Source organism: Alkaliphilus serpentinus (assembly GCF_009017255.1).
GTDB classification, from domain to species: domain Bacteria; phylum Bacillota; class Clostridia; order Peptostreptococcales; family Natronincolaceae; genus Alkaliphilus_D; species Alkaliphilus_D serpentinus.
In genome coordinates, this window is sequence record NZ_WBZB01000047.1 from 26,493 (window position 1) to 49,199 (window position 22,707).

General features: G+C 35.7%; 29 protein-coding genes. 2 read left to right on the forward strand and 27 right to left on the reverse strand.

From position 1 onward, the window contains the following. Positions 1 to 57 precede the first annotated feature (57 nt). From F8153_RS12925 to F8153_RS12980, 13 genes are all read right to left on the reverse strand, one after another. On the reverse strand, positions 58 to 579 hold the full coding sequence (locus F8153_RS12925) for a hypothetical protein (RefSeq protein ID WP_279380056.1): 522 nt from the start codon (positions 577 to 579) through the stop codon (positions 58 to 60). After that, on the reverse strand, positions 576 to 968 hold the full coding sequence (locus F8153_RS12930) for a DUF4320 family protein (protein ID WP_151866780.1): 393 nt from the start codon (positions 966 to 968) through the stop codon (positions 576 to 578). The genes F8153_RS12925 and F8153_RS12930 overlap by 4 nt, the downstream gene beginning before the upstream one ends. 11 nt (positions 969 to 979) lie before the next feature. Continuing rightward, the gene (locus tag F8153_RS12935; protein WP_151866781.1) at positions 980 to 1,852 is read right to left on the reverse strand and encodes a type II secretion system F family protein; all 873 of its coding nucleotides are present in this window, start codon (positions 1,850 to 1,852) and stop codon (positions 980 to 982) included. Positions 1,853 to 1,865: 13 nt separating this feature from the next. Continuing rightward, the gene (locus F8153_RS12940; protein WP_151866782.1) at positions 1,866 to 2,795 is read right to left on the reverse strand and encodes a type II secretion system F family protein; all 930 of its coding nucleotides are present in this window, start codon (positions 2,793 to 2,795) and stop codon (positions 1,866 to 1,868) included. Next, on the reverse strand, positions 2,788 to 4,131 hold the full coding sequence (locus F8153_RS12945; protein WP_151866783.1) for a CpaF/VirB11 family protein: 1,344 nt from the start codon (positions 4,129 to 4,131) through the stop codon (positions 2,788 to 2,790). The genes F8153_RS12940 and F8153_RS12945 overlap by 8 nt, the downstream gene beginning before the upstream one ends. Then, complete coding sequence (locus F8153_RS12950; protein WP_192929814.1) at positions 4,132 to 4,953, reverse strand: AAA family ATPase; 822 nt, start codon at positions 4,951 to 4,953, stop codon at positions 4,132 to 4,134. It lies immediately after the preceding gene. Next, on the reverse strand, positions 4,943 to 5,158 hold the full coding sequence (locus F8153_RS16445) for a hypothetical protein (RefSeq protein WP_243136976.1): 216 nt from the start codon (positions 5,156 to 5,158) through the stop codon (positions 4,943 to 4,945). Before F8153_RS16445 ends, F8153_RS12950 begins: the two co-directional genes overlap by 11 nt. A 33-nt stretch (positions 5,159 to 5,191) precedes the next feature. Continuing rightward, positions 5,192 to 5,713, reverse strand: coding sequence for a Flp pilus assembly protein CpaB (cpaB, locus tag F8153_RS16450; RefSeq protein WP_243136977.1), 522 nt, complete (start codon positions 5,711 to 5,713; stop codon positions 5,192 to 5,194). 102 nt (positions 5,714 to 5,815) lie between these two features. Beyond that, positions 5,816 to 6,229 (reverse strand): prepilin peptidase, encoded by a 414-nt coding sequence (locus F8153_RS12960; RefSeq protein ID WP_151860349.1) that lies wholly within the window; start codon positions 6,227 to 6,229, stop codon positions 5,816 to 5,818. Positions 6,230 to 6,232: 3 nt separating this feature from the next. Continuing rightward, the gene (locus F8153_RS12965) at positions 6,233 to 6,607 is read right to left on the reverse strand and encodes a hypothetical protein (protein ID WP_330577788.1); all 375 of its coding nucleotides are present in this window, start codon (positions 6,605 to 6,607) and stop codon (positions 6,233 to 6,235) included. Further along, the gene (locus F8153_RS12970; RefSeq protein WP_151860350.1) at positions 6,568 to 6,777 is read right to left on the reverse strand and encodes a mercury transporter; all 210 of its coding nucleotides are present in this window, start codon (positions 6,775 to 6,777) and stop codon (positions 6,568 to 6,570) included. Before F8153_RS12970 ends, F8153_RS12965 begins: the two co-directional genes overlap by 40 nt. Positions 6,778 to 6,792: 15 nt before the next feature. After that, positions 6,793 to 7,632: a conjugal transfer protein TrbL family protein gene (locus tag F8153_RS12975; RefSeq protein ID WP_151866785.1), complete on the reverse strand. Its 840-nt coding sequence runs from the start codon at positions 7,630 to 7,632 to the stop codon at positions 6,793 to 6,795. Positions 7,633 to 7,710: 78 nt separating this feature from the next. Further along, positions 7,711 to 7,950: a DUF6133 family protein gene (locus F8153_RS12980; RefSeq protein ID WP_151866786.1), complete on the reverse strand. Its 240-nt coding sequence runs from the start codon at positions 7,948 to 7,950 to the stop codon at positions 7,711 to 7,713. Between the two features lie 182 nt (positions 7,951 to 8,132). Here F8153_RS12980 and F8153_RS12985 point away from each other — a divergent pair, with 182 nt between their 5' ends. Further along, positions 8,133 to 9,590 (forward strand): DDE-type integrase/transposase/recombinase, encoded by a 1,458-nt coding sequence (locus tag F8153_RS12985; RefSeq protein ID WP_151866787.1) that lies wholly within the window; start codon positions 8,133 to 8,135, stop codon positions 9,588 to 9,590. A gap of 309 nt (positions 9,591 to 9,899) precedes the next feature. Here the strand turns inward: F8153_RS12985 and F8153_RS12990 are convergent, their stop codons facing one another. The 14 genes from F8153_RS12990 to F8153_RS13055 all read right to left on the reverse strand — a co-directional run bounded on the left by F8153_RS12990 (position 9,900) and on the right by F8153_RS13055 (position 21,098). Beyond that, complete coding sequence (locus tag F8153_RS12990) at positions 9,900 to 10,226, reverse strand: Mbov_0395 family pilin-like conjugal transfer protein (protein ID WP_151866827.1); 327 nt, start codon at positions 10,224 to 10,226, stop codon at positions 9,900 to 9,902. A 36-nt stretch (positions 10,227 to 10,262) separates the two neighbouring features. Then, positions 10,263 to 12,305: a VirD4-like conjugal transfer protein, CD1115 family gene (locus tag F8153_RS12995; RefSeq protein ID WP_243136978.1), complete on the reverse strand. Its 2,043-nt coding sequence runs from the start codon at positions 12,303 to 12,305 to the stop codon at positions 10,263 to 10,265. Between the two features lie 13 nt (positions 12,306 to 12,318). After that, complete coding sequence (locus F8153_RS13000) at positions 12,319 to 12,768, reverse strand: hypothetical protein (protein WP_151866788.1); 450 nt, start codon at positions 12,766 to 12,768, stop codon at positions 12,319 to 12,321. Positions 12,769 to 12,784: 16 nt separating this feature from the next. After that, entirely contained in the window at positions 12,785 to 13,741 is a 957-nt protein-coding gene (locus F8153_RS13005) for a relaxase/mobilization nuclease domain-containing protein (protein WP_151866789.1), read from the reverse strand. Positions 13,742 to 13,746: 5 nt separating this feature from the next. Continuing rightward, positions 13,747 to 14,103, reverse strand: a complete 357-nt coding sequence (locus tag F8153_RS13010; protein ID WP_151866790.1) for a hypothetical protein — start codon at positions 14,101 to 14,103, stop codon at positions 13,747 to 13,749. Between the two features lie 5 nt (positions 14,104 to 14,108). Further along, positions 14,109 to 14,426 carry a MobC family plasmid mobilization relaxosome protein gene (locus F8153_RS13015; RefSeq protein ID WP_151866791.1) on the reverse strand — a complete coding sequence of 106 codons (318 nt, stop codon included), beginning with the start codon at positions 14,424 to 14,426 and terminating at the stop codon, positions 14,109 to 14,111. Positions 14,427 to 14,523: 97 nt separating this feature from the next. Beyond that, positions 14,524 to 14,841, reverse strand: coding sequence for a hypothetical protein (locus tag F8153_RS13020; RefSeq protein ID WP_151866792.1), 318 nt, complete (start codon positions 14,839 to 14,841; stop codon positions 14,524 to 14,526). 241 nt (positions 14,842 to 15,082) lie between these two features. Then, positions 15,083 to 16,876 carry a hypothetical protein gene (locus F8153_RS13025; RefSeq protein WP_151866793.1) on the reverse strand — a complete coding sequence of 598 codons (1,794 nt, stop codon included), beginning with the start codon at positions 16,874 to 16,876 and terminating at the stop codon, positions 15,083 to 15,085. Between the two features lie 91 nt (positions 16,877 to 16,967). Next, on the reverse strand, positions 16,968 to 17,381 hold the full coding sequence (locus tag F8153_RS13030; RefSeq protein ID WP_151866794.1) for a DUF6075 family protein: 414 nt from the start codon (positions 17,379 to 17,381) through the stop codon (positions 16,968 to 16,970). 13 nt (positions 17,382 to 17,394) lie between these two features. After that, positions 17,395 to 18,357 (reverse strand): DUF3991 and toprim domain-containing protein, encoded by a 963-nt coding sequence (locus F8153_RS13035; RefSeq protein ID WP_151866795.1) that lies wholly within the window; start codon positions 18,355 to 18,357, stop codon positions 17,395 to 17,397. Positions 18,358 to 18,360: 3 nt separating this feature from the next. Continuing rightward, positions 18,361 to 18,621, reverse strand: a complete 261-nt coding sequence (locus F8153_RS13040) for a hypothetical protein (protein WP_151866796.1) — start codon at positions 18,619 to 18,621, stop codon at positions 18,361 to 18,363. 12 nt (positions 18,622 to 18,633) lie between these two features. Next, positions 18,634 to 19,341 carry a JAB domain-containing protein gene (locus F8153_RS13045; RefSeq protein WP_151866797.1) on the reverse strand — a complete coding sequence of 236 codons (708 nt, stop codon included), beginning with the start codon at positions 19,339 to 19,341 and terminating at the stop codon, positions 18,634 to 18,636. A 1-nt stretch (position 19,342) separates the two neighbouring features. After that, complete coding sequence (locus F8153_RS13050) at positions 19,343 to 19,591, reverse strand: hypothetical protein (protein WP_151866798.1); 249 nt, start codon at positions 19,589 to 19,591, stop codon at positions 19,343 to 19,345. Positions 19,592 to 19,634: 43 nt separating this feature from the next. Continuing rightward, the gene (locus F8153_RS13055) at positions 19,635 to 21,098 is read right to left on the reverse strand and encodes a helicase C-terminal domain-containing protein (RefSeq protein WP_243136979.1); all 1,464 of its coding nucleotides are present in this window, start codon (positions 21,096 to 21,098) and stop codon (positions 19,635 to 19,637) included. A gap of 177 nt (positions 21,099 to 21,275) precedes the next feature. On the opposite strand from F8153_RS13055, the gene F8153_RS13060 reads away from it, so the two are divergent. After that, complete coding sequence (locus F8153_RS13060; RefSeq protein ID WP_151866799.1) at positions 21,276 to 22,700, forward strand: transposase; 1,425 nt, start codon at positions 21,276 to 21,278, stop codon at positions 22,698 to 22,700. Positions 22,701 to 22,707: the final 7 nt, after the last annotated feature.

Consider the following 22,707-nt stretch of genomic DNA (forward strand, 5'->3'; position numbering starts at 1 on the left):
TTCTATATATACATATTATCATGAGTGATTTTATTTGTCTATACTTCACTTATTTTTTTAGAACTTTGGACTATATCCAGCATTAACTTTAAGTCGAATCTCCATTGGCGGTAAGTGCTCCCAACCAAAGGATAAAGGTACAAGAAGTGTCACCCAGGCTTCTGCTTCAAATCTGTTGTTATTGTCACTCATTGCAAAAGGCGCATTATTAATCTGAATATCCAAATCGTATAAGCGATATTCCAAATACCCACCTGCATATTTATTTCCACCAATTAGTCCCAGTTTATCACTCAATTTCATGAGCACTGCACCTGAATCAACTCGCTCTACCCATCTATCCATTTCATTTAGCTGATAACCACCAGAGTAGCCTTCTCTTAAACCGTTGTAGACTTCATCATAGTTTTCAGTCGCTACTGCAATAACAGAGGATTGCAGGGCATCTCTGACACCACTTGCTATTATTTGTAATCTTAAGTATTCACTTGCAACTGTAAAGAGAAGTATCAGACATAAAATAATCACAATGGCAAAGAGTGCTGCATTCCCTTGTTTATCTTTTATGATTTTCATCACTTGTGATATACCTCCGATCTGCCTGTTGCCTTAGCGGTCAAGGTAATGGGAAAGGAGCCAAATTCGAAAAATCCAATATCTACAGGTAATGTTAAGACAACGCTAAACTCTTCATTGAGATCAATATTCCCTGACGTAGACCAATTCACTGTTGGATCAATCCCAAGACTTGCCCTAAGTTCATTTTTCTTAGCTGTGGTTTCTGAACCAATGCGTCCTTCAATTTCAGCCACTCTTGCAAGCTCGTTAGCAAATGTGTTTAAATCGCCCTTCACCACAAAAACAGGATATACCTTAACTGCCATAGCAATGATCATCATCGCTACAAGGACAACCACCACGACATCAATATATCCCTCTCCCCGTTTCGACTTTAAAATCTCTATCATTCGACCACCTCCTAAAATAGTTTCCCAAGGGTTTCAATAATTTCAACAAACATAACGGATAGATACATCATCAAGAAGCAAAAGAGCATGGCAAAGGAATATTTCCTTATCTTTGCCGGTCTTTTCATGGCGATTGTCTTTAATCGTTGTAATTCTAATTGTTTCAAATCATGAGACAGCATTTGAAAATACACAACACCATCATCACCTCTTAGTACACCAATAAGCCCACGAATCGTTTCAGACAACGGTGGGCTGTTGAGCCTTGCTTCCATTCTTGTAATGGCTGATTCATAGCTGCCTGACTTCATGTCTGCCACGGTAATCTCTAGCTCATTTTTAAAACTCTTGCCCGCATTTTGTTTGTATGTTTCTAAAATATTAAGCACATTTCGATTGGCTTTTAATTCCTGAGATAAGGTAGAAACAAAACGTGGCAATTCAAACTCGATATCTTCTCTTCTTTTTCTGACAGTTTCATCAGCACTTCGGATTTCTTTGAAATAAACTGCTACTGCTAAAAACAATATGACTGGAAATACCATAGGGAAAATAAATAAAGCAGGGATTATAAAAAGTAGCATCATCCCCGCTTTTAGCCAAGCTCTCGCAACAAATGTTTCTGGTGAGAGCTTTATATTTGCTGATTTTAAAGTCGCTGTAAGTCTTCGTCTACTGTAATCAGTAAGACGAACTATTCTAGATAATCTAATAGCCCACTCATTGATTAACACTTCAAGATTCTTTGATTTTTTTCTTTCCCTTTTATCTATGACGTGAACCGCTTTAATAGCTCGTCCTGAAGGCAGCTTTAATACATCCTTCAAAATCAGATACACACCTAAAGAAAAGGATATCGAAAATAAAAGTAAAATTTGTATCATCATATCCCCCTTTCTACCTTTTGTATTCCACAGGCTTAGATAATTTAACGACGGCTGCCAATGAAACAAATATGACGATGCCACAGACTGCCAGTACAAATTTACCAATGCCTGTGAACATTAACGTATGGTACCAATCTTTATTGAGCATATACATGAGTGGTATGTTGCCAACTAATAATATTGCCATGGTATCAAATTCTTTAATTGGTTCATACAGAAGATAATCAAGTTCAGCTGAAACCATCCGCATATCTGATAATTTAGATACAATAGGTGTCAGCGTACTTTTAAGGTTTTTATCTTCCTGACAGTCAATGAGCGCATCTACCCACTCATGAAATACTGAACTTTCTATTTTTGGTTTTAAGCCCTCAAGTGCCATTTTTGTATTGGCATTAATCAATTTCGTTTGTGTTAAAAAAGCATGAAACACATTCTGAACCGGTGGATTGATATAGTTTACGTTTTCTTCTATAGCTGTGATAATACTCTCACTTCTTAAATAAGATGTTGTAATGACTGATAAAGCTGTTTCCAGTTCACTATTTAATCCCTTTTTCCATTTTGTCACTGTAAATTGGACGTACCAAAAAGGAAGTAGTGAAAACCCAATAGCTAGTACCGGCACAAGGAACATATTCCCTAGTGTAATGGCAATAAAAAAACCGATGGTCATAAATACAAGTGAGAGCATGACGATCAGCATAAATAAATTTTCTTTATTGGTCATTTGTAATACATGTTTGGTTTCATCAATAAGCTTTTTCAGTCCTTTTTTCTTTTTCTTACTGGTTAATGCTTTGATTCTTTCATTTAATGCCTGTTCCTTTTTAGCTCTCTTTTTTAGAATATCCGTTGCCATATCAAAGAATGAAAGTCCAAATGTAACAAAGAGACCTATAATCATGGCAATAAATGCGATAAACAATAAACTATTCATGGGTATCACCTCGCTTAAAACCTTTTAATAGGCTACTTGGCATACCGTTTTCTAGAAGTCTTTTCTCAAGAGATGATGATATGTCATTAATCTTTTCATATTTCCCAATGATCTTAAGTTTGCCATCTACAAGAGCATTATCCGTTACATTGAATTTATAAAGTGTTCTAATTTCTCTTGAGCCATCCTCTTTAATCTCGCATTCGGTAATTTCCATGATATGCCTTGAGTTGTCTTCTAGCTTCTTTGAAAAAGCAACAATGGGAAAGGCTTCTGTTACCAGATTATAAAGGGTTCTTTCATCCATATCATATCGCTGTTTACAAAGGGTTACCATTCGATAATAGGTAGCAATACAAGAGCTGGCATGTATCGTAGTAGTTACCCCATGCCCTGTCCTTGCCGATTCCTGAGCGAAAAAGGCTTCTTCCGACTTCATCTCAGCAACACAGATATAATCTGGATTAACTGTAAGTCCTGTTTCAAGCAATTTAACCATGGTAATATTCTGTTTTGGATCATCACTATGTCGTGTTACAGTGTGGATAACATTGTTGATAACTTCACCTTTTTCATTTTTCTTGACTAAATTAAACTCTCTTGTACCGTTTTCAATGGTATATAACCTCTTATTATCCGGTAGTGTTGAAAGAATCCAACTCATGAGTGTCGTCTTACCGCTAGATGTCGCTCCGGTGATACAAAGACTTTCACCATATCGGTGTGCCAGCGATAGGAAATCTAGCATTTCCTCACTTGCTGTATTCTGTCTGATGAAATCCTCTTTGACCAGTTTCTTTGGATTGACAATACGAATAGATACCGCAACACCAATAGCCGGGTCAATAACACCTTGTCCTAAAACTGTGATTCTAATACGCTCCGATAAATGACCTACAACAATGGGCTGTGACTGGTCAAGAATCATACCACTTTTATGAAGCAGTCTTCTAATAACATCAATGGCATGCCTTGGTGAATTAAATGTTTCTTTTATAGGTAAAATTTCGCCATTTGAATAAGTGACCTTAATATCATTCCATGCGTTGATATTTATTTCTTCTATGTCACTACGAAACAGATACTTCGTTAGAAATGAATACTCTGCCATTTCTGAGTATAGCGTTTCTACCAACTCGTCTAGGTTCATATCTTCAACCGCTAAAGAATAATCCATCAGATACTTGGTAATATAGGACTTCATCTGTTCTTTTTGCTTTTCACTGTCATGGGATATTAAAATTGCATATTTCCCTGATATATATTCCTGCACTTCATGAAGGATATCAGAAAAATCTCGGATATTCTTTGCTGATTCTAAAAACACGCCACTCATCTACGCATCACTCCCTTTTTTGAGAAAAGCAATTTTAAGTTTCTTTTCACTCTTCTTTTCTTTTTTCTCATGATCATCTTCACCAAAGAACAATATATCCATAAGGCTTTGAAGTTGCTTATTGTAACCCTCGCTTTTTTTATCTGTTAGTGTTTCAAAGAGCCTCGCTTCTAGTACTTGTCGTTGAAGTTCCTCACTATAATCCAGTTCATTCTGAATGCCACCAAAACGATTCCCAACAATATCTTTAGGCATTTCTGGTTTCACATTGGATAATATCTTAATATGATTTGCCACGTTGTATTTTCGCTCTCCCAATAAAGGTAACGAAGCATCATAGAAGCTAATAGCTTTTAAATCCGGTGAAATTAAACGAATGACTTGATCTGATAATTCAAGTGCTCCTCTTGAAAGTAAGTCGTGATGAAACTGACTGCTGCAATCCACAATAATGTGATCCGCTAAATGCTTTAATAGAATGAATAAATCAAGGACTCTCTCTTTCCCGTAATCTGCATAAGTTCGAATGTTCTCCCCATGAAGATAACTTAAAATACTTAAGTTTTTTGTGTTCTGAACTGGAATGCACTTTTTTAAAATGCTTTCTTGAGAAATCTGAATCGAGGACAACAATGCTCCCAATGACTGATCCTTTGTCTCTGTAAATGGAAGCACGGTATGAATAGCCGGTGCATAGGGGTCTGCCATGACCAATATGACACTTTTATTTTTTTTAACCAGTTCACTAGCAATCTTAATGCTCAAAGTAGTTTTCCCGCTATTGGGATTGCCCCATATAGCAATAATTTTATTATTCTTCATTGCTATCTTCCTCCAATTTTTCCCCAACTTCTTGATTACTTTCTTGTGTTTCATCTTGATTAATATCATCCGTTTCATTTTTATCCGCTTGTGCTTCATCTTCACTTTCAGACAAAATCAACTTCTGTTCGTCCAAGAACTTATCTGCATTTTCCTTTTCACCACGATACGCTAAAACTATGTGAATTTTACCCTTAGCTTCCATCTCAGCAAGAAGTTTTGCCTGCTTATCCGTTACCTATAATGTCACTGTAGCTGGTAATTCTTTATCTTTTTCTATTGCTTCTCGATCTATTTCATATTCATCTGTATCAAGACCCGTTCCGGCTGTCACTGCTAGCACCTCTACATATTGAAGCTCCGCAGGACTTACTGTTTCTCTCATATCTCCAAAATCAGAAGCCATGACAGTAACAATATCCCCTGGTTCTAATTTCCCTGACAATCCAGCAGCAAAGCTTTTAATGCTGACAGATATGGCTCGTTCACTACCATCAAAATCCGTCAAATACTCATAATTTACAAGGGGGTTACTTGAAATCTTAGAATTTAAAACATAGTCACCTGTATGAAGTTCTGTTAAGGCATAATTACCAATGATGTTTTCTTCCTGACGTAAAACTGTATCCGGCAAATTATACCCACCAATTTCAACCGTTTCTATCATCTTTGATGTAATTCGCTCACCCTTTTGAGTATTCTCTGTTACTCTTACAACCGATACTTTCTCAGAAATCGCCTGATTGAATAACGGGGTCAATCCAAAACAAATAATAAGAGATAGCACAATACTGGCTATCCCTAGAATGGTTCTGTTTCTTAATATTTTTTTCATCGCTAGTATTCCTCCCGTTCTTTTCTTTTATAACATTACAAAATTGGCTATTATACAGCCTGCTCCCAGATATGGTCCCAGTGGTATGCTTCTAGTCATCTTTTTACTTCTAATCACGCTATAGGCAAAATGAATGATAATGGTAAGCATGAGTCCTACAATACTCGCCATATATCCTGCTTGTAAACCTAAGTAAAATCCACAAGCAGCCATGAGCTTAATATCACCACCACCTATGCTGTTATCTTTTAGAAGTGCCATAATAAAATACGGTAAAGGAACTAGTATCAGCCCTAATACTGCTGGTAGGGGTTCCATATCAATCAATCCAACAAGCATGATTAGCACAGGTACATAATCCGGTATTGTTCTTGTCTTGAGGTCTATTATGGCAGCATAGATTAGAAGCATAATAAAGGCTAACATTTGAAAAACTTCCATAGGCTACCTCCATTCATCTTGATACTTATAAGGATAAAATTTTTGCGACCTGGTAAAACGAATCATAAACCCTACCTGATCTACAACCGATATGTTGGATCGGTCTTTTGTCAACATCATGACACTGCCTGCAATTGCCACAAGAATAGCGACTATGCTCACAACCGTATTCTTAAATATCAAGTAATATAGAATATCAAGCATACCAATAACTATGGTCACAATAATGGTCTTGAATAACTCTTCTTTACCGAATCCATCAAAAATCTCAACCCTTGTTTTCAATCCTTGAGGAATATACAAGGGATTCTTTTTTCTTTCTTCCATAAGCACCTCCATCACATGTAATAACTCATGACTAAATCTTTTATCTGCCATATGCTCTCTGCTAAGACATAAAAGACTACTGTATTTTTCATCCTCTTTTTATAGCTAGAACCTTGTTCTTCATCAATCCCTATATGGATAAAGCAGTGTACAACTCTTAAAACTGCTCCAACACGAATTAAAAGGATGAAGGCATCAGCCATTTCTTTTAATAGATCCACTGCCTTACCACCCTTCTATTTTTTAAATACCGCTTTTCCCATTTGATAGATTCGAGCAGTTGAATAGACTCTATTCATCATGCCACCGCCGCCATTTCCACTTGAAACAATCAAGAATTCCTGTAAGAACTTCGGTGTCCTTAAGGCTAACAAAAGAGCTGCTAAGCCCCAAAACACATGGGCATTGAGCATTAAGGCAACCCCCAGTTTGGCAAGTACAATCTGTACCAACACTGCCGCTGTACTTTGAAAGAACTTTTGAATGTAGGTTCTAAATACACCATTATCTTGATCCATCAACCCCACACAAGCCAAAGGTAAACCTATTCTAAGAATTAGAATTTCAAGTCCTCTTGTTAGAAACTGGATATACAGCATGAAGAAACAGATAAAGAAGATGATGGACACAATACCTGTAAAAATCCCTGCGCTCGTAATACCAGTAATAACACTACTGAAATCCGTTGCCATATCATTGGATATTGTGGTGATTAGTTGACTGCTTAAATCTTCAACAATTTCAGCCAACCATCCATATAAGGTAGGAAAACTTATAGCTATAGCAAGGGACTTAAAGAAACCTGTAAGAAGCATTATGGGTTCAATCTCTCCATCACCCTCTGTCCATAAAATGTATCTCTCAAAACCTTTCATTAGAAACTTCAAGACAATTAGAGAAACACCAAAGGAAAAGAAAATATCAAATATGCCACTTATCCCACTGGTTCCAAGAAGTGTGTCCATATAGTCTTCTGCATGAAGGGCAATAGGAACAAGACCATCTAGGAGTGTGTTTACATATGCTAAGCAGCCTGTTAATATGGCACCAATTAATAGCATGATGACGTATTCCATTGATGTGCACCTCCTTCTTTGATAACGTTTTTAGGGGCTAAAAAGCCCCTATTACTTTATTTTGTAATTTTCATACAATTAGTTCACGCCACCACTGAAATTGAACATGTCCTGAATACGTTGTCTTAAAGTTGGCAAAATTACATCACCAAAAAGAGCATACAAGCCCGCTAACAGCAAGGCTCCAATGACAATTGAGATCAAAATTTTAACCGCCGAATCAACCATACCTTCACCGCTTTTTCCAGCAAGAATAGCTCTTCCTTTAACCATTACTTTTACCATTTCCATTTGTGCTTTGTTCATTAACTTTTTCATTTCATTACCTCCGTAGTTTAAAAGGTAGTGTCAACTAAGAAACCCCTTAGTTCTAATAAAACTCTATATTTTCAAAGGTTTTCACTCTTTTTTTGAATAAAAAAACAATGACCCCCTTTTTTCGGTTATAATTTGAGTTCTCACACACAAAATCATCTCGCAAAAGAAAGGATGTCATCGTTTTGAACTCAATTATATCTCATTTACTTTTAATTATCCAATACCAAAATCAACATATTCGCTGGCTGGTATTTTTTATCTCTAAATATGTTCCTCTAGCTCAATGGGCTTTTGATGATGTTCATTCACCTAAGTACCAAAGATTTAAGACTGATATTCTTCCTGTTATCCAGCCTTTTATTAAGCAAGACTGGCAGTTCCTTTTGGCGTATTACGAGTGGAAGTACAAGAAAAAACTTAAACCTGTTAACAGGCGTAATGGTAAGTCTATCCCCGAGGATACATCTTGCCCTCTTTGTGGTGCCACTCATCATTATCTCTATGATAACAATGGTGATAAGGGTCAGTACCAATGCAAAGTTTGTGGTAAAACTTTCATAACTGGCGAGTTCGTTACTAAAAAACTTAAGCTCAAGTGCCCATATTGTAGCCATTCTTTATCACCTATAAAGAGTCGTAAGTTCTTTACTATCCATAAGTGTGTTAATAAAAAGTGTTCTTATTATTTACATAATCTCAAGAATGTTGACAAAGGAATCATTGAAAAAGGTCAAAAGTACAAGCACAAACTTCACTATATTTACCGTGAGTTTAATGTCGATTTTTTCAACATGGATATCAACTCATTGCCTAAAAATGCATTTTCTCTTAAGTTTCGTAAAAACAACGCTCACATTATGTCCCTTTGTTTAACTTTTCATGTTAATCTCGGTCTTTCTTTGCGTAAAACTGCGCAAGCTCTTGAGGATCTCTATGGTATTAAAGTCTCTCACACCATGGTCGCTAACTACGCAAGAACTGCCGCTGTTCTTGTTAAGCCTTTTGTCGATAACTATGACTATAGTAAATCCAACACTTTTGTTGCTGATGAGACTTATATCAAAGTTAAGGGCATCAAAGGTTATATATGGTTCATCATGGATGCTGTTTCACGCTCTATCATCGGTTACCAAGTTTCTGATAATAGAACTGTTGGCCCATGCATCTTAGCCATGAGAATGGCTTTTAAATATGTCTCTAATATTTCTCATAAGTTTAAGTTTATTGCTGATGGATATAGTGCATATCCACTTGCAGCTCAACAGTTTGCCCTCAGGGATAAAAATCCACTTCATTTCGATATTACTCAAGTTATTGGTTTATCTAATGATGATGCTGTTTCTAAAGAGTTTAGACCATACAAACAGATGGTTGAGAGGCTTAACAGAACCTTTAAGGTTACATATCGATGTTCGTGTGGATACGATAACTTTGATGGTGCTAATTATGCTGTCTCTCTTTGGGTTTGTTACTATAACTTTCTTCGTAAGCACACCTCTAAAAACGACAAGGTTTTGAATTCTGTTGATATGATTGAAAATGCTGACAACATGCCAGGTAAATGGCAGATTCTTATTTTTCTTGGTCAACAGACAATCTTAGAGCTTCAGAGAGAAAAGACTTTAATTGATTGTTCTTAGATTTAAGCCAGAGGTTACTTTAAGTTGTCAAAATCTCTGATTTTGATTTACCCTTTATAGCATTAAAAAGCAATGCTAGACTTATTTATCGACGGGATAATTATGTTTGTTCTTGAGTTATCGCCGTCGGTTCTTAACATTTGTATTGCTTTTTTGTGCTGTCAAGGGCAACGAAATCCAGCTTTTTTTAGTTATACTATCTTTCTTTTATAAAACAATCTGGAAAATTCTTTTAAACTGCTTTTTCATATGCTACTTTACGTTACCGTTTAAAATAGTTTTATATTTTTAATCAGGATTTGCCCATGATTAAACGTAGTAACCAATAATCAGATTAAGTGTTGCCGAAGCTAGAACTGCTCCTATAACTGAAACAATCACCGTCACAATACGGTTGTTCCATTTCTTCTGGTCGATTTCATCTGCTGCGCTTCTTCTAATGAAGAAATAGATAATCAGCAAAACACCGACAATCGGTGCTAAAACCATTAGCCATGTCGTTACGTCTTGAATCAATTTTTCAGTTCCTTTGACAATTTGACTGTCCTGAACCGTATCCGCCATAACTGGAACCGATGACATCATCATCACGACCAGTGTTCCAAAGACTGTCTTTAAAAGATTCATTGCTTTCATTTTTAGTGGTTTAAGTTTCACCTTGTTCACCGCCTTTCATATTGCGCATATAAACAAAATTCGTTTTTTCTTCTTGGGTGTAATACTCCCAAATGTTCCATGTATCAATGGCATTAGGAGATTTTCTTTGATTTCGTTTTCCTTCTCTTTTTTCACGCACCTTCTGTTATGTTCTTTGTCTCCAAGCCCAAAGAGGGTATTAAAAAACCACTCCGATAGATCTGGCAATTGCATCATTGCCGGGTGATTTCTCGAAGTGATTAATGTATATGGTCTATTGATTCGTCTGATCTCGTCCACCGTTAATAAGGCTCGGTGGGTCAGATTAACGCTATGGGAACTTGATGGATTAGAATATTTACCATGAGATGAACTCAGAGAATAAGTGGATACGGTATAGTTCCCCAGCTTCTTTGATATTTCATCCAAAGTTCCCAAATCATCTGCCTGAAGATAAAGCCAGGTTTCACAGTTGGATTTAATAGTGCCAGCGACTTCTTTACCATATTTCTCATCCAACTGCATAAAGCTTTGAAGGAATAAATTGAAACGAATGCCTCTACCACCACCTACAGTCAGCTTATTTGCAAAATCGGGGATTTTAACAAAGTTACCGAACTCTTCAAGCATGAAGTTAACTCGTCTTTTTAATCGTCCACCTCTCTCATCTGCATTTTTAACAAGTTGCATATAGCATTGATTAACAAAGAGACTTGCTAAACTATAATAGGTTGTCTTTTCATCAGGAAGCACAATAAACAGTACCTGCTTGTCCGATCCCATTCTCCTTAAGTCAAAGTCACTGGCTTCTGACATAGAATGAATGAGTGGGTTTGTAAACAGCCTTAATGTTGTCAGTGCTGAAGTATAAAATGATCCCCTAGTTTTGCTTGGAGCAACTTCACTTATGGCAAGTAAGGCTTTTGCAGGATGATGTGCCGGCATGTTCTTCATGTATTTGATAATTGGCATTGCCCCATCTACTACTTTGCACATCTCACTGATGAAGAAATAAACATTGCTCATGTTCTGATATCTTCTGTCTTTACCATTACGATTGTCATAAACGACTGCCATAATAGCACTGGCAATAATGCTAGCTTCACCGTTGGTCCATATTTTTTCATTATGACTATTCTCCGGCACAAGGGCAGCTGTTAAATCCCATGTGGCATCGACTGCTTTAGGAATATCATTTTCATCAATGGCATCAATGACTGGCTGTAAGAAGTTATACCGATCACTCTTTAAGGGATTCTTAAAGTCAATGCAAATCACTTCATAACCAAGAGCTTCAAAATAGAGATAGGTATAAGTGAAGATTTCACCTTTTGGATCACTAATAACTAAGCTTTCAGTTGAAAGTCCCAGTAGTCCAACAGATTGAAGCACTACAGACCTTGTTTTTCCTGATCGTGTTGCACCAATACAGAGACTATGGGTATCCTCATCAATGTAAAATATCTTTTCAGTATCTCCCTCTTTATGAAAACCAACAACGATACCGCCTTGGTTTAGCTTGGGTAACGGATATTCCTGCGTATCGGTTTCTGGTAAGTCTTTTTCATTTGACTTTTCATTACTTCTTTCTGATAGTCTTTGAAGGGTTTCTCCTTGGGATAAGTTTTCTTTTTTTGAACAGTATTCTTTTTCTTCATCCTGTCTGATCCTTTCCATTAATATTTTTAGTTCGTTTCTTCTAAGCTTTATAGATTTAAACCCTTTGTTTTTTTCTTCTTCTGTGAGCCATCTAGCTGATCCAAATTGCATTTGTCCTGCTCTAACCGGCGTTGATATATCAGGAGTAACTGCTTCTAAATCTGATTGATAGGGCTTCATATTTGCCAGATAGAAATAAATAGAGCACAGAAGGATAAAGCCTTGTAAATAAAGAAATAGTGACAAATGTTGACCACTTGCCGTCATACTTTCAAAACATGATTTTATTGGGATAAAAGATAACACCTTCATTTTTCCTGACAATAAAAAATGTAGGTTCGTGGAAAAATAAATATTCATCCATAAACCTACAAGAAATATTAGAGCTGATATCATCAGCTTCAGTTGTTTATACTTCATCTTTCACATCACCTCACAGTTCTATCCCGTCATCAGCAACTATTTCGAGGTCTTCAAGTTTCTTATGGCGTAGAATCTCCGGGACAATCAATTCGATTTTTTCAAGAATCGAACCGATGGCTTTTTCGTCCTTATAATTCAAGTTACCATTAAGCCCCACATAATTCACTAGGCTTGAATGGATTAATTTTAAATCTGTTTCGCCAAACATCCGATTGGCATTAATAAGTCCTGCTCGTTTAGCAAAATCTTCTTTTGCAGCTTCAAGACTTGTAAAATAATGCCCCAATGTAACGGAGTTACCATCATAGGTATATCGCCAAGTCACAAATTCAAAGCCTTCCTGCATTTTACCCATAGCTAGAACATGTCCATCATGTTCTAAAATTTTACGATAGCCATCTTTTAATCCATCTGCCTGCAATGCTTTTAATTGATTGTAGAGTTCCATTAATTTTGTCATTCAATCGTCCACCTTTCTACATACTATTTTCACTTTCTTTGTCCCAGTTAAGACCTTTTCCTTTCTTTGATTCTTCAATTTTTTCTTTGAGTGCTTCCCCTTCCAGTGTTGATAATGGATAGTTCTTACCGGTCTCTGATGGAGTATCTATTTTAACAAGTTGTACTGCCGATAAAAGCATTTCCATTTTACTTCTAGAAAGCTTAGCATCCATTCTCTGACTATTTAATTCAAAAGCTTTTAACAGTGCTTCCTTAGTAAAATGTTCAGGAGGATAGAGTTTTCTGTTTCTGCATTTTTTACCCTCACCATTTGTAAAAGTAATATATTTTCTAGTATCACTCCAATCCACTTGATAGCCTAATGCATTCATATTGGCTATGAACTCTTCTTTGTTTCTGGCAATCCATTTCACTTTTTTCACAGCTAAAAAGAGTTCATACTTCCAGCTATGGCCTTTTTCTTTAGAGCGATATTCGCCCCGATTGATATGACTACCTGATTTCCCCTGGGTTATAATCAACCCATATTTTTTGCAGATTTCATCAGAATAATCTTTCATCATTTGAAGCTGTTCTGCACTTTGTTTCCACTTGTGTCCTGTCTTTTTATTAACAGTATTTACAACAAAATGGGTGTGAAGATGATCTCTATCTGTATGGACTGCATAGGCAACTTGAAAACCTTTAAATGCTTCCATTTGAACCATCTCATCCGCAATTTGCTTGACGATTTCAGGAGTCACCTTATCATATGGTGCAAAGCTCTGAGTAAAGTGGATATATTGCCTTCCTTTTGTTTTACTGTTGAGTTCTTTTATCATAAAGAAGTCGTTATAAGCCGTATTAACGTCACAGTTATGACCGCCTTTAAGATTTTCTTCTGTTTTAGCCGGATTGATAATGTATTTAAGAACTCTTTTTAGTGCTGATAAGGTATTGTTCTTCCCATTAATAAATTCAATAACAGCCATAAGGTCTATATCTCATCTAACTCATGATCTAATTCATTGGCTAGATCCTTTAAGTCTTCAATCATCTTTTGACTAATTTCTGCTTTAACACCTACAGCTTCATATAGATTCGATAATGCACCAATCATCTTTTCAGGTTTTTCTTCAAAAAGTTTTGATTGCCTAATGTCTTGTGATATTAGAAAGTCTTGTCCTTTAGCGTATTGTCCCTTAATTACAACATCAACTGCATATGCTCCTTCAGTAATCCCAATAGCCGTATATCTACCGTCATCCGACAATTGTTTAAAATACTCAGCAGCTTCCTGCAGATTATCCATCCATTTGCATCCGGGTCCGTACTGGTAAATGTGATATTTCATGTGCTTCACCCCTTCCGTTTCACTAATTTGCATAATTCATCCCATAAGCCAGAAAATGCTTCTCTGGTTTTCGTTAGATTGACTTCCTTGATTTTTCCTTGATGGGCTAATACGGTCAACTGGTTTAAGTTGTTGCCAATTTTAGATAGCTCATGATTCATTCTTTTAATATCATCAAAAAAAATAATCTCCTTGTCCAGTGCGGACAGAGAGACATATCTGCTAGTGCTAAGATTGGCTTTTTTTGCTTTACCTACAATCTTTTGATATTCTTTTTCTGTAACTCTTAGATTGACTCGTTTTGTTTTATTCGATTTAATCACCTTCTCACACAAAAAAACTCAAGATGCAATTACACCTCGAGTCTCTTATACCTAGACTAGTACAAAACATATGCATCATCAACCATAGTATTTTTTACTAGATAACTATAGCTTCTGCTCCGATTCCAATACTTCCAAGATCCGACATTAAACGCCAATATACATCTGATTCATAAAACTCTGTTTCAGAACCATTACCTTGAGACGGGTCAATCTTATACATCTCAGGGACGCTGTACGAAATAACGTAACCCATTTGGGACTCATCCCAGTTTACCTTTACCTCCATATTAGCAGTATCAATATCATAATTGTCATTACCATAATTTTTAGCAATATACTCAAAAGAGTATGTAAAATGGTAACTATCACCTTTTTTTAATGATTTCATATATTCATCATCATTCTCAAACATTTATTCACCTTCTTTCTTTCCTTATTTTAACAATATTATACAGTAAATAATGTAAAAATCATATGGTAGTAACTACTGCACAATAATAATCATCTTCTTCAAGTTTGCCTTAAGGGTTTGGGACACAGTCCCAAGTATTTATAGGGTATGGGAAACTCCCATCAAGCACAATGTCATACATTGTGGAAGCTTGCCCTCATGAAAGCAGAGCTTTCTAATTCGGTTTTGGGGATATTGAAATTCAAAATATTTCATCAAGTTTTTTCTTCGCTTCAACAAGCATTGGAATAATTGAATTGTTTTGGTTCCTTGCAATTGAGAACATCCTGCAAATAACAAATTTAAAGTCTGATGAAAACTTAAATTGACAGAATTCATCATCTAACACTTTGTCCAAATTTTCATTAACATATAACCAGAACGCCTCAGAACATACAATTCTTTTAAACCGATTGACTTCATCTGTTAAGTGATAAAACTCAATTCTATCTTCATAATAAGGATTAAATAACCAATATAATACTTCAATTGCATTCATATACTCTAATTTCTGAAATCCTGCATGCATACGCTCGCCCAATAATTCGTTAATTATACAATCGTAAAACTCATAGTCATCAGTATTATCTTTATAAAAAAACACTTTGAAAAATCCACTGAAAAAGTTTTTAATTCTACTTGATTCTGAAAAATTTTCTATTATATAGATTATAGAAGCCATGTCTAATATTAGTTCAACTGCTAAAGTCTCATCATCAATCTCGTTAATACACTTTGCATAATCCCCATGTGCAATTGGATTTCTTACCTGATCAACAAAATAGTAGAAAAAATAAAGATATATTTCAAGATGAATACCCTTCCCAACATCATTTAAAAACTCTAGTACTTTCCTTAGTATTGGAAAATCTAATTCCCGAAAGCTATCTATTCTCAAATACGTTGTAATATCTCTCATAAAATCATTAAACATACCTTCAATTTGACTTGCTACAACATTATTGAATACAACATAGTCTTTCTCCTTGTAAAATTGTAAGCACTTCAATAAAAAAGGTTTACGTTCAATTAAACAGTAATTGTTTTCTATCCCATCTTCAATAACATTTATTACTTCATACTGTTCAATTAGATCCTTCAAAATTCTTTTGTATTTTTCCAAATCATTTGATCTAAGATTCCTTAATTCATGAATTTTGGGAAAACTATTCACCTCTCCTTGAAGCATCTCTAAAATGTTTGTTTGTTCTTTATTTCTTGATAACTCGTAATAATACTTTTTTTGTATCTTATCATACAGGTAATATAGTTTGGATTTATAAAACACATTGTCATATTGTTCAAACAATCCCTTAAAAACATCCACATCTATAAGATAGTAATTATAAATATCGCTAATTTCACTTGATTTATTCTTTCTACTAGCCCTTACTGAGTTCTGATACAACTCTCTTTTTTGAATCCCTGGATCTAATAAGTCATTAAATGAAGCCTGAAAGTACACATATACATGCTGTCTTTGTTGTAACTCTAGCTCAAGCAATCTTTTTTCATTTAGCAGAACAGATTTTTCATCTTCAAATTGCTTAAGTGGTTTCAAAATATTCGTATCATTTGATATTCTATTTTTTACTTCATCAATCTCATCTGTTAGCTCCTCAATTCTATGATTTATCATTGTATTTCTTTCTTCATAGCGTTGGCGAAGCAACTCGACCTCAGCAGTAATTTCAGTAATTACATTTTTTCCTTCATCCAGTGTAATCGATGGTAAAACTTCAAAGTCACATATTTCTTTTGCTAAAACTTCATAAAAATTCTCATTACTGAAGTCTTCCATCTTTTTGGGATGCAATAAAACTCTCTTCAATATTTCTTCTTCATAGGCAACATCAATTAAGCATTCGTTTTTGATAATTTCAAATATATATATCCCTAAATTTTCAAAATTGCTACACTCCAATAACCCATCCAATGCAATTAATTTATCATTGTAGGTATATTCACGAATTTTAGAATATATCTCTTTTTTCACAACTCATCTCTCCTAATTTAAATAATTCAGTTATTACTATTTTCTCATAACAGCCCAATTATTTCATCAACTTCTGTAAACTTTTGTAATTTCAAATAAACTCAATATCCATATCTTCATCCAGTTTCCCTGATATTTGCTTTTCAATATGTCCATTAAACCTCATATCAATTCCGCCTTTGGCAACCACGAAATTCTTTCGATCCAGATTATATAACAAATCTCTTGGCGTGGTGTACTCATCCTCATAACCATTAAAAAGATTGTATGCAAGTCTTACCAAAGACTTGCTACTGGAACACAAATCCACTTCTCCATTTGTTAGAACTTGCGGATTTATTTCGTGATTTTTAAAATCGTAGATATTCTGACGCTTCATAAATAAATCTTCGTTTCCGCCAATAATATAAAAGAGTGACATCCTCTCCAAATCACTTGGATGTGTTTGATCTTTTAGTATCATATTTTGAAAATTATAAGCATGATCTTCATTTAAAAAATACATTGGCTACCTCCTTTCAAGGCTCCATTTCTTCTTCAATGTCCCTTTCCATTTCATATCCTATTACTGGTTCTCTTGCTTGACTTTGCTGTAGATTGCTTTTTATAGTTAGTAAATCTTCATTAAAATCCTTACCTGTTGGGCTATGCCTTAGAAGCTTGTAATTCTCATGGTACTTCTCATTAAACTGCTGACAAGCAAAATGCCCTGCTTCGTCATTGTCGAGGCAGAGCATAATTCTATTAATCTCTGGATGTAGTTTCAAATAATAATCTAATGCTCGATCAGCTACACCTCCAAGTGAAATCATATGATGTTCAAAAGATTCAATCCCATGATATTGGAGCAAAGTTAAATAGCTCATCAGATCAATGGGTGATTCAAATACACATACCGTCGTGCTGCACCCCTCATAAGAAAAGGGAAATGCCTTATCAGAGTTTTTTACATCTCCTCGATAGGAACTCCCCCTAGTATTGGTACTGCGTACACTGGCGTATTTGGCTTCATGATTTTCATCATAGCCTACAAAGACACAGCTCCTTTGGGTATTCTCGTATAGCTTGTCTTGGCTGATAAAATCGTAAACAACTTCTTTATCAATACCTCTTGATTGTATGAGATAGGCAATGACATGTTTGTAGGTATCATTTTTATCTGGTAATACAAATGGTTCTTTTACCTCATCATTCAATTTAGGTCTTGGTGTAAAATCATTTTTTTCTGTACCCAGAAGTGTATAGATTGCATCCACCCAATTCTTACCTTCCATTTCCATGACAAATTGAATAGGCCCACCGCCTGCATCTTTTGAAAACCAATTCCATTTGGCACCCGTTGCATCGATATAAAGCCCGCCATAATCTTTGACTTTATAGGAATTGCCCACTTTCTTGAGATTTAGACCTAACTGCTCCGCATATGCAATCAGGTTAATATTGTTGGCTTCATTTATTTCAGCTTCTGTAAATCGTTTCAAAGCTTAACACCCCTCATCCATATCACTAAAATTCATTGTTTCAATATCTCCGTCAAATGTTTTAATCACTCTTTTTAGCACATCAATTTTTTCATCTTCTTCTGTGGCAAGTTCAAGTTGTTTATGATGAAGTAAAAAAGATTTAATGCCCTGGTCCATAATATAGCTTTTAATCTTTTCCTTTGCCTCACCTGTTGCACCAAGTATCCATGTAATGGTTTCAGCGTTATTTTCTCGTATTTGTTCTGTTCTATTTTGATTCATCAATAATTCCTCCTAAAGTTCGATTTCTTCATCCACTGAAGTATATTCAACCTGATTTTCTTCAGCTGCTGATAATTTTATAGGTTCATAATTTGCAACATCCATTCTGTCGTTTGGTAATACGCCATTTTCAGCCATAGAGCTAAAGCTATAACCACCCACAATAATATGATCTAATACTTTAATATCTAAAGGTCTAAAGATATCGACAATCCGTTGTGTTAAAGCAATATCTTCACTAGAAGCTTTTAAACTGCCCCCGGGATGATTGTGCGATAGCATGATGCTACTGCAATCATTTGCAAGAGCCATTTTTAGAATATCTCTTGGGTATACAACGGCCATATTGGTAGTTCCTTGTGATACTGTTCTAAGCTCTATGATGCTGTTGCTGTTATCTAAAAAGGCAACCAAGAATCTTTCCTTATCTTTCACACCACCAAGTAGAGATGCAAAGTATTTCCCTGAATCATTAGGCGATTTAAAGGTTATTTTCTCATTCTCCTGATCTAGCTTAAGCACATTGTAAGAAGCAATGAATTCATTTAGCTTATTGATTTTTTCAAGCTGTCTGTAACTGGGTTCAACAACACCAGGATGTTCTAAGATATTAAAAGGATTGTTTTCTTTTGCATAACTTTTTAATTTACTCATTGGAATACCAGTCAATTTATTTAAGCTTTGAAAAAAGCTATCTGAGTATTTTGTTTTCGTTGCCATATTACTGCCCTCCTTCCAATGCTTCTAATGATTTTGCTTTAGCTTCAATCACTTCTTTAAGTGCCTTGATTCTGTCTTTTTCAACTTCTTCAACATCCAAAGCATCAATACTTGTAAAGAATGCCTGAATACCTAGTTTTTCTACCGCTCTTGTCACTTTCTTTTCTGAGCTTTCCGAAAGCTCCAGAACCTCACACATCAACTCAATGACGTTTTCTTGTTTGATATTTTGAATTATTTGTCTAGTCATTAAATTCAACTCCTTCCATTTAAAAACCAGGGGTTTCACCCTGCTAAACTGTCATTTCTTCGTCATCTTCAACGATTACTTCTTCATTAAAATCTTCTTCACTCACTACGATACCATCATCTCCTTTATCCATATCTAGTTCAGCATTAAGCTCGAATTGCCGCTTTAGCTTCAGTGCTAACTCTTCCTCATACATAAATGGTTTCTCCCACTCTTCCTTGGACTGGGTCATGTTTCTTTCATACTCATCAATCTGGCTTTCTGTTTTTTCAATGCGCTTTTCAAGCCCATCCAAAAGGTTTTCAAGCCTGACCATATTACCGTGAGGACTATCTCCAAATTCAACTTCATATTTCTGCTCTGCATGAAGGATCATCTTAGACTGACCAAAAAAATTGTTCTTTAGAATTAAGAGGTCGAAGCCATTAAATGTACCTATATGGGCTTCTTTATCTGGTTCAATCCTTGAAAGTAACATTTGAAGATAAGTTCCGGCTTTTTCCCTTTCATCAAAGAACTTGCCATCGATATTGATTTGAAACTCTTCTGCCTTATTCATATCTCGTCTACTGATGTCTTTAATCAATCCTTCAAGACGCTGTTTTGCCTGTTGAATCAGCTTTGGATATTTGTAAGTGAAATTATCCTCCATAGCATACCTTCTACTGTTATATTCAGACTTTAAAATGCTTAAACGGCTGACTTCGTTATCAATATCCATCTTTTCTTTAATTAAAGGATTGCCTGTTGCTAGGGCTTTAACTTCTGCAAAAGATAATACTGTTTCATCAATATCCTCTGCATTTCTTGCTACGGATTTACTAGTCATGATTTGACTGATGAATCGCTGTTTGTTCTCGACAATTTGCCACAAATAGCTGTCAAATGTTGATTTTGTCACGTATTTATAGATGTTTAAAGCTTCATTTTGATTGCCTTGTCTTAGGATTCTTCCTTCTCGCTGCTCCAGATCACTTGGCCGCCATGGGCAGTCTAAATGATGAAGAGCAATTAAGCGGTCCTGTATATTAGTTCCAGTCCCCATCTTGGCAGTTGAACCAAGGATAATACGTTTGTTACCACTACGCATATCTGCAAATAGAGTTTCTCTTTGAGCTTCACTGTTGTCATCATGTATAAAGCAAACCTCTTTTTCTGGAATACCTCTCTTTATCAATTCTTCCTTGATATAAGGGTATACAGAAAAACGCCCATCTGTATTAGGCGTTCCTACATCACAAAATATGATTTGTGTTCCTTTAAAAGCATCACTCTCCTGATATTCTTCAAACACTTTATCAATACACTGATTGACTTTACTATCCGGTTCATTTGGTGCTTCATCATAAAGAAGCCTCGGATCAAGTCCTAGAAGTCTTGCTTCATTGGTAATCTTAAGCATATTATCAATTCTTGGATCAACCATACCATTTCGAATATTACTTGCCCTTTCAACAAAGCTTTCCATGATTTCTTTTGTAAAATCACTGGACTCAGCTGAAATCAACTTATGTTTGTCTCCCTTTAATTTAGGAATTAGGTTGTTGCAAAACGCTACAACCGTTTATAACACAGTGTTTATCTAGTTGAAACAGCATGTTTTTCTCCATTTTGGGTATAAAAAGCATATAAACCTGTGCATAACTCCCACGCAATACACAGCCCCCAAGAAAGGAGAAAAACGATGCTGAATACCGCTTGTAAACAGATCTCTTATTTCGAACTTAGTCACGAAATAGATGAGCTCACTTCTGATAATTCAGTTATCCTATTTGATTTGTTTGATAATTATGTTGATCTCAAAAGTTTGATCCCTTTATCATTCTATCGAGCATACTATCCATACGCTGGTAGAAATCGTGACTTTCCTCTTGAAGGCATGATCAAGGCTTTAATTGTCTCTGATCTGTTAGGGTTGCCTTCGACAGCTTTACTCATTTCTTTCATTAAGTTTTCAGCCGAGTTCCGCAAATTCCTAGGATTTTCACGTGTACCTCACAAATCACAGTTTTCAAGATTTAAGTCCCAGTTTTACGATGAAATCAAGAAGATGTTTCACCACACTGTTGATTTTACGGATAGTCTCGCCTACGACTGTGATGAATTTAAATCTCAAATATTAATAACGGATACAACTGGCTTTGAACTTTTTGTAAAAGAAAACAATCCAAAATTCTTTGAAAATATCTTAAAAACATCTAAAATACTTGCCAAGACATACCCTGACAATAAAAACTTTGATCCCATCAAGCATGCACAAAGTAAGATGCCTAAATGCAGCGTTGCCAATCCTGATGCAAAATTGGCCTTTTTAAATGGGCATTTCGGATATTTCAGAAAAGCCATATTATCGACTAATGGCTTCGGTTTGATTAGGGATATCAATTTCATAGACTCTGACAACACCCTTGAAACAGATCTTACACCCCAACAAACCAAAGACTTATATGACTCCGTTTCATTGATTCCTGCTCTCGAAACGTACTTTCAGCTCCATCCCAATCACGATTATGATTTTTTTCTCGGAGATGCTGGTTTTGATAGCGATGACAACTATGCATATCTTTACAAGAAAGAGATCACACCTATCATTCCAATCAATCAGAGAAATCACTCAGAACTTCCACAACCCGGGTACGATGAAGATGGTGTACCAACATGCCCGCATGACCCAAATCTACCGATGAAATATACAGGCATCGTAAAAGGAAAGAACCGTTCCGACCGCATTCAGTACATATGTCCCAAAAGAACCTCTAAGATGACCAACGGAAAAAGTAAAGTGATATTAGAATGCGATAACCCATGTACAAAATCACCATTTGGACGTATCAAGAACCTAACGATTCATCATAACTATCGCTACAATTCTGCAATGCCGAGGTCCAGCCACGAATGGATTGAACTTTACAAAATCAGAACTGTTTGCGAAAGGACTATTGCTCAGTTGAAATCAATGATTCAGATAAAAACAACAAATGTCAGAAGTACAATTTCTCTTCAAGCAAATGTCCTTCTGGCTGGGATTACTCAGTTAATTGCTTTTGTACTGCTGTATCATTCCAAAATCAAACATGGTAAACTCGCCATCAAGTCCCTTCTAAGATAATCCGATC